Raw genomic sequence first — 15,224 nt, 5'->3', positions numbered from 1 at the left:
GACCTGGACTAATGATCGAGGGCGTCGGCGCGCGAGTCGAGCAGGGCGCGGATCTGCGGGAGCAGCTCCTTGGTCATCGCCGGGAGGTCGTAGCGCGCGGCCCAGCCCCAGTCGTTGCGGGCGTTTTGGTCGTCGAGGGCCGAGGGCCACGAGTCGAGGATCCGCTGGCGCGCGGGGTCGGCCACGAAGCTGAAGTCGGCGCCCGTGGGCAGGGCGGCGGCGACGTTGGTGGCGATGTCCTGCGCGCTCGGTGAGAACGCGGCGATGTTGTAGATGCAGCGCGAGAGCTTGCTCCGCTCGGCGTCCGAGAGCTCGAGCAGCGCGCGCACGCCGTCGGGCATGTACATGAGCGGGATGCGGGTGTCGGGCCGGCAGAAGGCCTCGTAGGCGCCCTTGCGCACGCCGTCGATGTACATGAACACGACGTAGTCGCTGCTGCCGCCGCCGGGGATCGAGGCCGAGATCAGGCCCGGGAAGCGGACCCCGCGGACGTCGAGGCCGTAGCGCGCGAAGTAGTACTCGCCGAGCAGCTCGCCCGCGGCCTTGGTCACGCCATACATGGTGGTTGGGTGCAGGGCCACGTCGTCGCCGACGGTCTCGGGCAGGCCCGGGCCAAACACGGCGATCGTGCTGGTGAACACGACCTGACGGACGCCGGTCAGGCGGCAGACCTCGAGGACGTTGTAGGTCCCGCCCTGGTTGACGTGGTAGGTCAGCGCGGGGTCGGCCTCGCCGCGGGCCGAGAGGATCGCCGCGAGGTGGAAGACCCGCTCGGGGCGCAGCTCCTCGAAGCGGGCGTGGAGCTCCTCGCGGTCGGTCACGTCGAGGCGGTGCCAGGGCAGATCGTCGGGCAGGTCGTCGGCCGCGCTCGGGCGGGCGGCCACGTCGCTGGCGTGGACCTCGTCACCTCGTTGCAAGAGAGCACGGATCAGATCGAGCCCGACCTGACCACCGGCACCAGTTACGAGGGTCCGCACCGGCGCAGTCTCACCGATCCGCTTCCTGGGTCGCAAGCAGGACCGGGAGATCTCATCGCGTCGGCTCACGAGTTTCGCCAATTTTGCGGGACTCGCGGCACCCCGGAGTCCGCGCGGAATGCTGATCCAGACCCGGGCGTCGACGCTGGGCCAGGCTCAGCTGCCTGTTTGCGGCCTCGGCCCACCCGACCCGCGGACCCCGCCGGATTCTTGCGCCCGGCTACGAAGCTGTGCCAAGCGTTACGAGGAACCGTGCTCTATCACCTCCTATACGGGCTGCACGACCAGGCCGGCTGGCTCTCGGGTCTCAACGTCCTGCGTTACACGTCCACGCGGATCTTGCTCGCGACCCTGACCGGGCTGCTCCTGACCTTGCTGCTCTACCCGTGGTTCATCCGCACGCTCCAGCGCATCCAGCTCGGGCAGGTCGTGCGCGACGACGGGCCCGAGTCGCACCTCGTCAAGCGCGGGACCCCGACCATGGGCGGCTCGCTGATCATCTTCGCCGTCATCATCCCGACGGTGCTGTGGTCCGACCTCGGCAACCCCTTCGTGCTGCTCTCGACCCTGGTCACGGCCGGGTTCGGCGTGATCGGGTTCCTCGATGACTTCCTCAAGGTCCGCAAGAAGAGCTCCGGCGGGCTCCCCGGCAAGTACAAGTTCCTCGGCCAGTTCGCGGTCGCGACGGCGGTCGTCGCCTACCTCTACGGCGGCGACATCATGCCCGACGCGATCCGCTACCGCCTCGCGCTGCCGCTCACGGACTTCTACACGGCCCAGATCTCGCTGCCGCCCGCGCTCTACTGGGTGTTCTCGGTCCTCGTGATCGTCGGGGCCAGCAACGCCGTCAACCTGACCGACGGGCTCGACGGCCTCGCGATCGGCCCGACGATCATCTCGGCCGGGACCTTCCTCGCGCTGACCTACGCGGCCGGGACGATGCTCGCGGGCTTCGACATCGCGCGCTACCTCAACATCCCCCACATCCCGGGCGTCGGCGAGCTGGCGATCTACTGCGGGGCCATGTGCGGGGCCGGGGTCGGCTTCCTCTGGTACAACACCTACCCGGCGAGCGTGTTCATGGGCGACGTCGGCTCGCTCCCGCTCGGCGCCGGGCTCGGGTTCTTGGCCGTGGCCTCGAAGAACGAGTTCACGCTGCTGATCGTCGGTGGGATCTTCGTGCTCGAGACCGTCTCGGTCATCGTCCAGGTCGCGAGCTTCAAGCTGACCGGCAAGCGCGTGTTCAAGATGGCGCCGATCCACCACCACTACGAGCTCAAGGGCTGGGCCGAGCCCAAGGTGATCGTCCGCTTTTGGATCATCAGCTTCGCCCTGGCCCTGGTCGCGCTCGCGACCTTGAAGCTGCGGTGAACGACCCGAGCTCATCGTTTCGTCGGGCGCTGGTCGTCGGCTGTGGTCACAGCGGCGTGGCCGCGGCCGCGCTCCTGGACGCGGGCGGGTGCGAGGTGCGGCTGTTCGATCAGCGCGCCGACCCGGTCCTGCCCGCGCGCCTCGCCGGGTGCCCGCGCTTCTTCGGCGAGCCCTTGGCGCCCGACGAGGCCTTCGAAGATCTCGACGTCCTGGTCCTCTCGCCCGGGGTGCCGCCGGGCCCGTGGCGCGAGCGCCACCGTCGGCTGGTGCCCGAGGCCGAGCTTCACGGCGAGCTCAGCCTCGCGCTGGCGGCGATCGCCGCGGGCTGGGAGGGCGGCGCCACCTTGCCGACGGTCCTGATCACCGGGACCAACGGCAAGAGCACGGTGACCGCGCTGACGGGGGCGATGCTCGCGGCTGGGGGCCTCGATCCTTTCATCGGCGGCAACCTCGGCGTCCCGCTGTCCGAGCGGGTCCTCGCCGTCGCCGAGGGTCGCCGCGCGCGACCTGGGGCCCTCGTGCTCGAGTGCTCGAGCTACCAGCTCGAGACCCTGCGCGCGTCGCCCGAGGCGCCGACCACGACGGTCGCGATGGTGCTCAACGTCAGCCCCGACCACCTCGATCGCTACGCCTCGATCGACGACTACGCCGAGACCAAGGCCCGGATCTTCGACGGCCTCGACGCCCACTCGCTGGCGCTGCTGTCTGCCGTCGACCCGTTCACGCCAGCCCTGCGTGAGCGCGTGGCCCCGGTCGCCGAGTGCCTGCTCGTCGACGGCCCCGAGCCGCCGCGCCTCGCCGAGCACGACGGCGCCCTCGAGCTGCGCGTGGGTGAGTTCTATCGTCGCGAGCTCGTGGCCCTGGCCGGCCGGCACAACGCGATCAACGCTCTGTTCGCGCTCGCGGCCGCGCGCCACCTCGGGGTCCCGCGCGACGAGTGCGAGCGCGCGCTGACCGAGTTCGAGGCCTTGCCTCATCGCATGAACCCCGTCGCCGAGCGCGGCGGGGTCGTGTACTTCGACGACTCGAAGGCGACCAACGTGGCCTCGGTCCTCGCCGGCCTCGACGGCTTCGAGCGGCCCTTCGTGCTGATCTGCGGCGGGCGGGCCAAGCAGGGCGACGACATCGGGGCCCTGCGTGAGGTCCTGGCCACGCAGGGGCGGGGGCTGGTTGCGATCGGCGAGAGCGCCGACGCGTTCCTGGCCATGGCCGAGGGGGCGCTTCCTTGCGTGCACGCTGGCGACATGCACGAGGCCGTGCGGCTCGCGAGCGAGATGGCGACCCGCGGCGACGCCGTGCTCTTGTCGCCCGCGTGCGCGAGCTGGGACATGTACCGGAGCTTCGTCCACCGCGGCGAGGTCTTCGCCGAGGCGATCGCGGCCCTGGGCTCGGGCTAGCAGCCCGGGGTGCAATGCCTCGCGCCACCTCGCTTGGCCTTTTCGCCGAGAGCTTTGTCGCCAAAACTTGCAGTACGCCCGGTACAGCGGCGTTTTGGCTTCGCGCCCTCGGCAAAAATTCCGGCGCGAGGCGACACGATGCATTGCACCCCGGGCTGCTAGGAAGGCCGAAAGAGCGGGCGTCGACGCTCGGGAGCGAAGACCTGGGATCACGCGAACGGAACGGGACGAGACGCTTTGTCTCGTGTGCAGAGTGCGCGTGCGTTCAGATTCTTTTGCGAGTTGGGTGTGAGACCCTCGTCGCGCCATGGACCTCATCCCGCGTAGAATTGCCCGCGTTGGGACGCTGCATCCACGCCAGGAGATCCGAGTGCCCAACTCCTCGGAAGCTCGGGTAGCGGTTGGCGACGATGGCACCGAGTGGGTACACAAGGAACTGATGGGCGTGAACCAAGTCCTGGCCGAGGCGGTGTCGTTTCTGCTCGCCAACCGGTTGGACTTGCCGGTGCCCACCGGCGGTGTGTCAAGAGACAGCAGCGGATCTCCATCGTGGCTGAGCCATCTGATCCACGCTCCGTCCCACTGGCAACCATCGTTGTTCGAGAGCATCGAGGACGGTCCAGAGTCAATGGGGACCATGTACGCCCTCGATGCGCTGGTCGCCAACGAGGATCGCCACGACGGCAACGTGCTCCTTGAACACCGCGGAGAGGGCACTCTTCGGCCCTGGTACATCGACTTTGCCAACGCCCATGTCGGCAGTCCAGCCGGCCTGATGGGCTGCCGAGACCTGGTTCCCGACCCGCGACCGTCGCATTTCAGGCCAGCACCGCTCGGGGAGGCCGTGGTTCGCGCCGCGACGGCGGCCGCGCATCGGGTTCAAGCGTTCTCTGCAGAGTGCTTGGCTGCGGACGCGCACGAGGCGTGCGATGCTGCTGCATGCCCTGACCTAGAGAGTGAGCTGCTGAGGGTGCTACTCTACCGTTGCAGCGAGCTCGGCTCGATACTACCCCAGTACTTGAGGGCGCTTGAGGCATGCCGATGATTGCATCATTTCGCACCGTGTACTTCCGGCCTCGCCTCGCCCTCGACTGGCGCGTGCCGGTAGCTGCCTTGCTGGCCGTTGGCGACACCATCGAGACGGTCACGGCTGATCTCATGTTGGACCACCGATGCCTGGGCGGGGTCGGCGCGAGGGAATTGCTGCGGTTCGGGGTGGCGGAGTTGGCGTCGGCGAACGAATGCGTGCTTCCGTCTAGCCTTGGTCCCCACTTCGAACTCGGGCCCCGCGAAGACTTGCCGGCAGGCCTTGCTGACCCCGCGATGTGGGTACGGTCGACCGCGTTGCCAAGCGTCAAGCAAGAACCGAAGGACGCAGCGCCATCCGCCGAGAAGCGAATTCCCACGCTAGCGTGGAACCACCTCACCAACTGGGGCGTGTCTGGCTACGTTCGCAAGCGCTTTCAACCGTCGAGCGCAACGGAGTTGCAGCGACTTCCTCCGAAGGTCGGAACGGTGACACACTTCGTCGTCGGCGAAGAGACGATCCTGCTCATGGAGCCGATCACCTTCTCTGGCGATGGAGCGTCTGACCGCGTGGCCTCGATCTTCCAGAAGTTCAGCGCCTACGAGGCTGCCTGGGATGCGTCGGCCGGGCGCGAGCACAGGCGCGTCGCGTATGTGCTTCCGGGCCCAAATGTCGCGCGCTCGGCCCAAGATCTAGAAAACCAACTCCGAATGGTCGCCGATGTCTACAACACAGGCGCAACGGAGTCGCGTAAGAGGTTCACGGATGAGATCCGCCGGATCGGTAGCACAGGACCAACGCCTGAGTTGGTCAGTCAGCGAGTAACCTGAGACCCCGGCGGCCGTCAGCGACTCTGTCACGGACGGCCTCCAGCCCCCCGCTCGGGCTCGGCGAGCCTCCGCGACCTCCGGCGTCGCGCCGCGCCGGCCCTCGGCCTCGCGCCCGTGCCACGCAATGTGTCCTCGCGACCTGCTCCCGAGCCCCGCCGACCCGCAGCTTTGTGGGTACCGCCCCCTCGATTGTGTACGCGGACCACCCAATGCGTAGCTTCCGAGGACCCCGGGGTCGACGTCGGGCCCAGTCTCGGGGGTCGAGGTGCCTCCGCCGGGCCTCGCGACCCCTACCCGTGGGCCTCGTGCGAGCTCCCGAGCTCTCGCGGGGCCCGAGCTCGCGCTCCGATGACCCTCGGGATCGGTCTCGGGCCACCCAGTGTGTAGTTTTGGGGCCCTCGGGATCAGTTTGGGGGTCCGATTTCGGGGGGGCGGGGTGCTCGGACTGATGCGATTGGCCCGCTGGCGGGGGGCGGTCGAGCTCGCTGCTCCAGTGGCGCCGGCCGCGTTCAGCCCGCGGCCTCCGCGTCGGGCATGCGCAGATCCTTGGGCGCGGGCCCCTCGATCGCAAAGTCGACGAGCCACCGCCGGCAGACGTGGTCCTCCCTGGCCGTGCCCGAGCGCTTGGAGACCTTGGCGACGGTCTCGATCTCGCGCAGCTCATGCCACAGCGGCTGATCGACCACGGTGACCCCCGGCAGCAGCGCGGCGATGCCGTCAATCATGGGCTTGGGCCCGCACAGCTCGAGCTCGCAGCGGATCGTGTGGCAGGCCGGGCGGATCTGCATCGGCGTGGGCCGCTCGCCCCGGAGGACCTCGGCCCGGGCGCGGGTGGCCACGCTGCGCAGCAGCGCCTCGTGCCGCCGACGAAAGCTCGGGTCGGTCGGCTCGTCGGCGAAGGGACGCTCGGACCAGCGCGCGCGCAGCTGCTCGACCTCCTCGACGCCGCGCGCTTTCCAGGCGTCCGGGCGGGGCGTGGACCGGGTCGCGGCGGACTTGCGTTTGGTCTTGGTCTTCTTGGGCTCGCGCTCGAGCATCTCGCCGCGGGGGACGTCGAGGCTGATCTGAACGACGATCGCGAGGCTCGCGAGGGCAGGCGCGAGCGCCCAGCCAAGCACCCGACGCGCGCGCGGAGACAGGCGCCGACCCCCGGGCTTCGGCGCTGGCGCTGGCGCGGGCTCAGGCACCGCTCGGCTGAACTCCGGGCGCGAGTGGATCGGCGTCGAGCGTGGGCGACGAGGGCAGGGGGATGCGGACCTTCCAGCCCCCGGCGCGGGCGGGGCTGTCGTCGCCGCCGGCGATCGCCTGCTCCCACACGAGCTCGAGCCGGACCGTGCGGCCGTCGGTCATGGTCAGCTCGACCCGGGCCCGCTCGCCGTCGTCCTCGAGCAGCTCGGCGTCGGCGACGGCGACGGTCCGGTCGACGCCGACGATCTGCAGCATCTCGCTGGCCTCGATCCCGCGGCGGCCACCGACCTGATCGCCGGCCCGCTCGGCGACGAGCTCGAGGTGGTCGACGGCCGGGTGCTCGACGACCGCGAGCATCCCGTCGACGTCGCCGCGGCGCACGGCCTCGGCGAAGGTCCGGGCGACCGAGACTGGCTCGGACTCGTTCGGGCGGCAGCCGAAGCTGGCCAGCACCAGGATCGACAGCGCCGCGATCAGGGTCGTGACCGACTTCATGACCGACTTCATCACCGGCTACTCGCTTTTTTCGGTCGCGGCTTTTTTCTTGCTGCTCTTGTGCATGCCGAGGCGCTTGAGCAGCTCGCGCAGGTAGTAGCGCGTGATCCCAGCCTCGGCCGAGGCGCGGCTGAGGTTGTTGTCGGTCTTGGCCAGGAGGCGCTTGAAGTAGGCGCGCTCGAAGTCGTCGACGATGACCGACTTGGCCTCCTTGAAGGGCATCGCGTAGATCTCTTCGGGCAGCTCGCCGTCGGTCTGGGACGCGGCGGCCTCGTCTTCGGAGCCGAATTTCTTGGCCGCGGGCCGACCCTCGCGGCGGCCGAGGTGGAGGTCGGCCGGCTCGATGACGAGGTTGTGCGACAGGTGAGCGGCGCGCTCGATCGCGTTCTTGAGCTGGCGGACGTTGCCCGGCCACGGCTCGTCGAGCAGGATCGCCTTGGCGTCGTCGTTGAGCTGCGGCGCGCGGCCGTGGACCCGGGCGAAGTCCTCGAGGAACTTGTTGGCCAGGAGCAAGATGTCGTCGGCGCGGTCGCGCAGCGGCGGGAGGTCGACGGTCATGACCGACAAGCGGAAGTACAGGTCCTCGCGGAACTGACCCTGGCCGACCATCTGACGCAGATCCCGGTGGGTCGCCGCGACCACGCGGACGTTGACCTTGCGGACCTGGCTCTCGCCGATCCGCTGGACCTCGCGGCGATCGAGCACCCGTAGCAGCTTGGGCTGAAGGTCGAGGGGCAGCTCGCCGACCTCGTCGAGGAACAAGGTCCCGCCGTCGGCCTCTTCGAACGCGCCCGGGCGATCGCCGATCGCCCCGGTGAACGAGCCCTTCTTGTGGCCGAGGATCGCGGCCTCGGCCAGCTCGCGCGGGAGCGAGCCGCAGTCGAGGACCACGAAGGGCGCCTCGGCCCGGCTCGACTCGTCGTGGAGGGCGCGGGCGACCAGCTCCTTGCCCGTGCCGGTCTGCCCGCCGATCATCACGCTCATGTCGGTCGGCGCGACCTTCTCGAGGATAGCGAAGACCTCGCGCATCGCGGGGCTGGCGCCCCACAGGGCGCCGAAGTGGTCCTGGCCCGAGAGCGGCACCTCGATCTCGTCGGCCGACAGGAACAAGATGTCGGTCTTGCCCAGCGAGATCGTCGCGCCGGGCTCGATGTAGGCCTCGCGGACCCGCAGGCCCTGGAGCAGGGTGCCGTTGGTGCTCTCGAGGTCGCGCAGCACGATGCCCCGCTTGTCACCCAAGGTGATCTGCAGGTGCGTGCCGCTGACCGAGGTGTCGGTCAGGACGAGGTCGTTGACGGCGCTGCGGCCGACGGTGATCCGCGGGCGCGCGACCTGAATCTGGGCGCCCTGGTCGGGACCCGCGGTGACCCGGAGCATCACGCGGCGCAGCTGCGTGTGCCGATGCGGCGCCGAGAAAAAGGTCGTCGTCATGCCCGGATCGAGGTCGTCATCGATCTGCGGGACGCCGTTGCTCAGGGGCTCTTTCGTAGAATTCGACACACCAATCGGCGTGCGCGGGATTAGTTGAGCATGTCATCGGGAGTTCGGATGACACGCAAATGGGGCTGGCCGCGCAGCTTCGTGGGCCCGACTTTGCCCGACTTCTCACGCTTTCGCCAGGGCTGCACGAAGACCGTGGCGACCGCGGCCGCGACCGCGCCCGGGATTAGCGAGGGCCACGCCTGGGCGATGGGCGTGCCCGCGACGAGGGTCACCAGGAGCGGAAAGCCGACGCTGATCGGGCCCGCGACCCCGGCGACGAGCAGCGGCGAGATCTCGGTGCGGTTGAGCTTCATGCGCTCGTTTGCGAACACCCAGGCGAAGGCCACGACCGCGGCCGTGTCCAGCGGGCCGGGCCCGGCGTAGGCGAGCGCGGGCACGCTCGCCCCGAAACCGAGACCTAGACCCAGGACCGCGCCGTAACCGACCAGCCCCGCGACCAGGACCATGATCAGGTAGCGGGTCGTGCCCCAAAAACCCTCGAGCCGGCTGCCGATCACCCACTGGATGGACAGGGTCCACAGCAGCCCGACGAGCCCGAGCCCCTCGGGGTAGTGAAAGAGCGCGCTCAACGGCGTCCACCACTGGTGGCCGTCGAGGACCTGTGCGGGACGCAGCGTCAACGCGCTGTCGAACGAGCTGCGATCGCCGAGCAGCATCGTCGTCAGAAACACGAGCGCGAACAGAGCGAACGCCCCGCGCCGAAACCTCGGCAACACCGCCGCAGTGTAGTTGAAGTTTCGGGCGCGGGCTCGGGCTCGGGCCCGGTCAGGCGCTCAGGGCCGCCGGGAGTGACGCCTCGAGGTCCGGGCTCGGGTTCTCGTGGATGAAGCCGGAGCGCGCCTGGCTCACGTAGTCGAGGACCTCCTCGATCCGCGGGCGCCCGATCGCCACGACCGGCGAGGTCAGCACGTCGGTCGCCCGGCCCCAAAAGTGGATGCGCTGGCCGATCCACTCGGAGCTGTGGGGGAGCTCCGGGAGCGCGAGCGCGTGGAGGCGCAGGGCCGCGTGTTGGACCATCCACGCGCCCGAGGCCCGGTCTCGAACTCCGACGCACTCCTCGCCCCGCAGGTGGTACTCGGTGTGCTTGGTGAAGAAGACGCGGTGGCGGCGGCGATTGTCCGACATGCCAGCACCGTGCCCCGTCGATCGCGCGCCAACAAAAAAACGCCAGCGGTGACTGTCCTTTCGATCAATCCCCGGCGAGGCTCTGGTGTTTTTTGCGCGCGAGGGCGTGCTGCGCTGCCATGAGCGGGGCCGCACGCTTTGGTCTTCCGGGCACTCTCGATGCCCCCTAAACTGTCAGTAGTCGTTATGGCAGGGAAGAATTCGCCAGCCACGCGCCCTGGTTCGGTGCGCGAAGAGCTCGGTCGAGTGTTCGAGGCTTCCTCGAGCGTCGACGAGTTCGTCCATGGGTTGATGTCCTTCCTGGTGGACCTGTCGCGTGAGCACCCGAACCATCCGATGCTCACGGCGCTGAGCGAAGAGATCAGCCGGGCCTCGAGCGCGCCGCTGGCTGCGTCGGCCATGCACGACCTGCGCTCGCTCCTCCAGGGTGTCACCGCGGGGCTCGACTACGCGCCGGGCTTGCTCGCCCGCAGCGGCGTGCTCGAGCCCGGCGCCAACAAATCCATCGACACCCGCCGCGTCGAGCTCGTGCTCGAGGCGATCGACGACGCGCGCTCGGGCTCGCGGATGGCGGCGGAGCTGGCCGCCGAGACCCTCCAGATCCAGCGCGACTGCATGTCGCCAAAAGATCAAAAGGTCGAGCGGCTCCCGCTCAATGGGGCCTTGAGCTCGGCGGCGCGCCTCGGCGGACGGCTCGTGCCGCTCGAGCTGCGCTTCGAAACCGAAGACACCCTCGAAGTTCAGGCCCCGCGCAGCGCCCTGATGCGGGTCATGGTCAACCTCCTGCGCAACGCCGCGCACGCGATCCACGAGCTCGAGGATCCGGTCGGCGCAGGAGTGACGATTTCATCCTGGGCTTCCGACGAATTCGCCTTCGTTCAGGTCGCCGATGACGGCCCCGGGATCCCGGCGGCGGCCGTCGCATCGATCTTCGATCTCTTCTTCACGACCCACGCAGAAGGGACAGGCATTGGCTTGTACGTGTGCAAGACTTTGGTCAACACTTGGGGCGGGATGATCCACGCGGATTCTCGCGACGGCGAGGGCGCTCGGTTCACCTTCAGTGTTCCCAAAGTCGACGTCGGCGCTTGAGTCGAGTCGGCGAGCTCGCCGCGACCCAGACGACCAAGCACATGCCGACCCAGCGATCGCGTGAGCCGGCTGACCTCGGCCGGCTGTCGGGCATCGACCCGCTGACGCTCGAGCCCGGCATGATCATCTGGGACCGCTTTTGTGTGGTCGGCAAGGTCCGCCACGCGAGCCCGGTCTGGGCGGTGCCGATCACGGACCTCGAGCGCGAGCTCGGGCGCCCGCCGCACCATCGGATCTCGCTTCAGTACCTGCCGATCCCCGAGCGCCACCGCGAGCGCGTGCGTCGAGCCGTGACCGCCGACGAGGCGGTCCAGCCCCGGGTCCGCGCGACGATCGACCTGCCTGGCGGCATGGCCCTCGTCCATGAGCCGGTCGAGGGCGAGCACCTCGGCGCCCAGCTCCCGGCTCGTGAGTCGCGGGCCCTCGCCGTCGCCCTGACCGGGCTCGTCAACCGACTCCACGAGGCCAAGGTTCGCGGCATCAGCCTCCGCGTCGGCGAGCTGCGTCAGAGCGAGGGCCGCTTTCGCCTCGAGGGCTTCTCGCACCTGTGCGGGGCCGGGACGGCCGAGCAGGACGTCGAGGACCTCGTCGCGCTGCTGCGCCGGGTCGCCGGTCGCCACGTCGCAACCCTGCTCGAGCCGCCGCCGCGCTCGGCCGCCGAGCTGTGGGGGCGCGCGCGGGCCCTGACCCGAGACGAGGGCCCGCCGACCAGCCCCCTGAGCCCGCACCCGCCCTTCGTCGGGCGCGAGCAGGGTCGTCGGGCGCTCGAGCAGGCCTTCAGCGACGCCCAGATCGCGCGCTCGTCGGTGACCCTGGTCTGCGGCGCCCAGGGCGTCGGCAAGAGCCGGCTGCTCGAGGAATTCGCCAGCTGGCTGCGGGCCGAAGAGCGCGCGGTGCTGCTCACCGGCGAGTACCTCAGCGGCTGCGGGGAGAGCCGCGCCGGTCTGATGGGCGCGCTCGGGCGCCTCCCGGTGGCGCTGTCGAGCTGTCCGCCCGAGGCCGCCGAGCGCGTCTGCGACCGACTGACGCGCCGGACCGGCTCGCTCGCGGGGGTCCTCGCCAGCTACGCGCCGGGCCTCGCCGATCTCCTCGATGTCGGCGACGAGGCCAGCTCACCGCCGCCCGAGGTCCACAGCGGCGAGTTCGAGGAGGGCTTCGCCCGCCACGCGGTCGCGGTCGCCGAGGGCGTCCGGGCGATCGGCTCCCAGGACCGCCCCCTGGTCATCCTGCTCGACAACCTCGAGCTCGCCGACCGCGGCTCGGTCGCGGTCTTGCGCCGCTTGCTGGTCGAGGACCGCAGCCACCACACGATGATCGTCGCGGGCCTGTGTGGCCAGGCGCCGCCGGGCCTGGCCGACGCCCCCGACGACAGCAACTGGAACCCCAAGCGCGACCCTCAGCTGCTCCTGCGTCGGGTCGTGCTCGAGTCGCTCGCGGTCGCAGAGCTCGAGCGCATGATCGTCGCCGGGCTCCCGGGCCCGGTCGTGCGCGCCAACGAGCTCGCCGAGGTCTTGCACGAGGCCAGCCGCGGCAACCCGCTGGTCGCGTGGGCGACCTTGCAGTCCTGGATCGAGCGCGGGGTGCTCGTCCGCGAGGACCCCGAGCCGTGGTCGCTGCGCAAGCGCAAGGTCGGCGGCACCAGCCCCAAGCGCGTGTTCACCGATCGCGTCGAGGCTGCGAGCCTCGACGAGCGCTGGCTCGCGCTGCTCGCCGCCGTCGCCGGGGGCCACGTCGACGAGGCCTGGTTTCAGCGCGTCTCGGGCTGGGACCCCAAGCGGGTCGGCGGCGCGATCTCGGGGCTCGAGCGCCGCGGGCTCATGACCAAGGCCGGCGAGGCCAGCCTCCGCTTCCCCCATGAGCTGGTCCGCGAGCTGGTCGTCAAGCGGACCCCGGCCGGCGACGTCCGCCGGGCCCACGCGACCGTGGCCGGCTGGCTGGCGTCGCTCGGACCTCGGGTCAGCGCGGCGCGCCTCGCCTATCACACCGATCGGGCCCTCGGGCAGGACTCGCACAGCGACCCTCACCTGGCGCAGATGCACCTCGCCGCCGGTCGCGAGATGCTCGGCGTGTTCGACCTGGAGCGCTCGGGGTGGCACTTCACGCGCGCGCTCGTCGAGCGCGGCCGCGGGGCTGGGCGCTTCGCCGCGGTCGAGGGCGCCGCCGACGTCGCGCTGCTCGGCCGAAAATACGACGAGGCCGCGCAGCTCTACGCCGAGGCCGTGGTCGAGGCCGACGATCCCCTCGTCGCCAGCCGGATCGCGGCCAAGGCCGTGCACGGCTTGTTTCGCAAGTCCGTCGCCCGCGGGGCCGCGACGATCGGGCGCCTCGCGCTGGCCCGCGCCGATCGTCCCTTGCCCGAGGCCGGCCTCCGCCTGCGCGCGAGCATCTTCGAGGCCAAGCTGCGCCTGGGCCTGACCCGCGACAAGCCCGGCGAGCCCGTCGAAGGACGCGGCGATCCGGTCGTCGACAAGCTCGGCCAGGACCTAGGCGACCGCGCGGCCACGCAGCTGCGTGAGCAGCTGTGCTGGCTGTACGCGCGGATGGCCGTGGTCCTCGCGCTGCCCGAGCCGCGCAGCGCACAGCTGTGCCTGCTGCGGGCGCTGCGGCACGCGCGGGGGCTCGAGAGCGCGGCCGCGTCGAGCGTGCTCGCGCTCCACGGCGCCCACGTCGCGATGCACGGCAAGGTCGACGAGGGCAAGCAGCTGCTGCGTCAGGCCACCGAGCTCGCGACCCGAGTGTCGAGCGACTGGGCCCTGGCGATGGCGCAGCACCTCCGCGGACACCTCGTCGAGCTGCCGGCCGGCGAGTACCGCCAGGGCCTCGCCTCGCTCGACGAAGCGGTCGCGCATTTTCGCCGCACGGGTGATCTCTCGATCGCGGTCGCGAGCTTGTTCTTCAAGGCCGCGTACGCCCGCGACCGCGAGCCGCTGCAGGTCCTCCACGGCTGGCTCGACGAGGCCGCCGCGCTCAACGAGGTCCAGGGCGACACGGTCGTCGACCTCGGGATCGACGCGCTGCGCCTGTACCTGCGCGCGCGGGTCGGGGCCCGCAACGTCGTCGACGCCGCGGCCAGCCTCTCGGCCCGGGCCAGCGCGCGCGAGCTGGTCAACTACGAGGGGTACCTGCCCCACGCCTACCTCGCGCTCGCGCTGCTCGAGGTCGGCGAGCAGACCCGCGCGCGCGAGCAGGTCGAGCTCGGCTTGACCCGGGCCTTCGACCGCCCCCACATGCCCGACTTCGCCTACGATCTGTGGGCCGCGCTCGCGCTGGTCCTCGTCCGTGGGCGCGCGCCGTCCGACGAGCGCCTGCGCGAGGACACGCTGCGTCGGCTCGACAAGGCTGGCCGCCAGTCGCCGCGCCTGGCCGCCTTCGCCCAGCTCGCTCGCATGCGCCACGCGATGGCCACGGGCAAGCGCGACCGGGCCCGGGTCGCCGCGGGCGCGCTGATCTCCGGGCTCGCCAGCCACGGCCAGGTTCAGTTCGCGCTCGAGGCCCACCGCGCCCTCGGCGAGCTCCTGCGCGGCAGCGATGTCCTCGCCGCGCGCGAGCACGTGCACCTCGCCTCGGAGCTCGCCGCGGAGCTCGGCCTCGACGACGCGCGCGAGCGTGAGCGTGAGCTCGATCGGGCGGCCGAGCAGCAAGACGTCCCGCTCGCCCGGGCCCACGACCGGACCAGCCGCCGCCACAGCAACGCCTACCTGCGCGCGCTCGCCCGCAACGAGCTCGTCGAGGTCGCCGAGGTGCTCGAGGGCTCGCGGCAGGTGCTGCTCGAGACCGTGGGCAGCGTGCCCTGGCTGTACCTGCGCGCCCGACCCCAGCTGCGCGTCCACGGCGAGCTCCTGGAGCTGCAGTCCTTGCTCGTGCATCTCGCCATGTGCGCGCGCGACAGCGTCGTCGAGCCCGAGCAGTTGCGCGCCGTCGGGACCCTCGAAGAGCTCGACGCCGTCCAGGCCTCGGAGATCCCCGGGGCCAGCCCGGGGTCCTGGGGCCGGATCGCGGTGACCGTGCTCGGGCGCCCGACCACCGTCGGCGTCACCGGTGGCGTCAGCGCCTGTCGCCAGGTTGCGACCCGGCTCGGCGGCTTCTTGGACGTCGAGCAAGACGACGAGCAGCTCATGCTCGCCGTGTACTTGCCAGCCGAGCGGACCCGCGCGAGCTCGAGCGCCCACCCCGGGGTGGGAGTCGGGGTGGGCGCTCGGGCTCGCGCGGGTCCGCTCGG

Annotated in this window: 12 protein-coding genes; 6 read left to right on the top strand and 6 right to left on the bottom strand. The window is 70.7% G+C overall.

What is annotated here, in order from left to right:
• Positions 1–8: 8 nt before the first annotated feature.
• Positions 9–977: an NAD-dependent epimerase/dehydratase family protein gene (locus ENSA5_RS03445; protein WP_106390118.1), complete on the bottom strand. Its 969-nt coding sequence runs from the start codon at positions 975–977 to the stop codon at positions 9–11.
• Positions 978–1,229: 252 nt separating this feature from the next.
• Here ENSA5_RS03445 and mraY point away from each other — a divergent pair, with 252 nt between their 5' ends.
• The 4 genes from mraY (at position 1,230) to ENSA5_RS03425 (ending at position 5,602) form a co-directional block, all read left to right on the top strand.
• Positions 1,230–2,348, top strand: a complete 1,119-nt coding sequence (gene mraY / locus ENSA5_RS03440; RefSeq protein WP_106390117.1) for a phospho-N-acetylmuramoyl-pentapeptide-transferase — start codon at positions 1,230–1,232, stop codon at positions 2,346–2,348.
• Positions 2,345–3,745, top strand: a complete 1,401-nt coding sequence (gene murD / locus ENSA5_RS03435; RefSeq protein ID WP_181197326.1) for a UDP-N-acetylmuramoyl-L-alanine--D-glutamate ligase — start codon at positions 2,345–2,347, stop codon at positions 3,743–3,745. Before mraY ends, murD begins: the two co-directional genes overlap by 4 nt.
• Before the next feature lie 307 nt (positions 3,746–4,052).
• Entirely contained in the window at positions 4,053–4,790 is a 738-nt protein-coding gene (locus tag ENSA5_RS03430; RefSeq protein ID WP_106390115.1) for a hypothetical protein, read from the top strand.
• On the top strand, positions 4,781–5,602 hold the full coding sequence (locus ENSA5_RS03425; RefSeq protein WP_106390114.1) for a hypothetical protein: 822 nt from the start codon (positions 4,781–4,783) through the stop codon (positions 5,600–5,602). The genes ENSA5_RS03430 and ENSA5_RS03425 overlap by 10 nt, the downstream gene beginning before the upstream one ends.
• Before the next feature lie 509 nt (positions 5,603–6,111).
• On the opposite strand, the gene ENSA5_RS03420 is transcribed toward ENSA5_RS03425, so the two are convergent.
• From ENSA5_RS03420 to ENSA5_RS03400, 5 genes are read right to left on the bottom strand one after another with little or no spacing between them, the layout of a single operon-like run.
• A complete protein-coding gene (locus ENSA5_RS03420; protein ID WP_146155281.1) occupies positions 6,112–6,789 on the bottom strand; it encodes a hypothetical protein in 678 nt (225 codons plus the stop codon).
• Positions 6,782–7,297, bottom strand: coding sequence for a nuclear transport factor 2-like protein (locus ENSA5_RS03415; protein ID WP_106390112.1), 516 nt, complete (start codon positions 7,295–7,297; stop codon positions 6,782–6,784). Before ENSA5_RS03415 ends, ENSA5_RS03420 begins: the two co-directional genes overlap by 8 nt.
• A gap of 6 nt (positions 7,298–7,303) precedes the next feature.
• Positions 7,304–8,785, bottom strand: a complete 1,482-nt coding sequence (locus ENSA5_RS03410) for a sigma 54-interacting transcriptional regulator (protein WP_106390111.1) — start codon at positions 8,783–8,785, stop codon at positions 7,304–7,306.
• A gap of 20 nt (positions 8,786–8,805) precedes the next feature.
• Positions 8,806–9,504, bottom strand: coding sequence for a hypothetical protein (locus tag ENSA5_RS03405; protein WP_106390110.1), 699 nt, complete (start codon positions 9,502–9,504; stop codon positions 8,806–8,808).
• Positions 9,505–9,553: 49 nt separating this feature from the next.
• Entirely contained in the window at positions 9,554–9,913 is a 360-nt protein-coding gene (locus tag ENSA5_RS03400) for a hypothetical protein (RefSeq protein WP_106390109.1), read from the bottom strand.
• Between the two features lie 246 nt (positions 9,914–10,159).
• Between ENSA5_RS03400 and ENSA5_RS03395 the strand changes: the two genes are divergently transcribed.
• Together ENSA5_RS03395 and ENSA5_RS03390 are read left to right on the top strand one after the other, a co-directional pair.
• Positions 10,160–11,005 carry a sensor histidine kinase gene (locus ENSA5_RS03395; RefSeq protein ID WP_181197325.1) on the top strand — a complete coding sequence of 282 codons (846 nt, stop codon included), beginning with the start codon at positions 10,160–10,162 and terminating at the stop codon, positions 11,003–11,005.
• Positions 11,002–15,224: ATP-binding protein (locus ENSA5_RS03390; RefSeq protein ID WP_146155279.1), on the top strand; the 4,223-nt coding region annotated here is incomplete at its 3' end. The genes ENSA5_RS03395 and ENSA5_RS03390, both read left to right, overlap by 4 nt.

Origin of the sequence: Enhygromyxa salina, from assembly GCF_002994615.1 — a bacterium.
GTDB lineage: Bacteria > Myxococcota_A > Polyangia > Nannocystales > Nannocystaceae > Plesiocystis > Plesiocystis salina_A.
The sequence above is the reverse complement of the archived record's forward strand: the minus strand, read 5'-3'. Positions and strand labels throughout refer to the sequence as shown.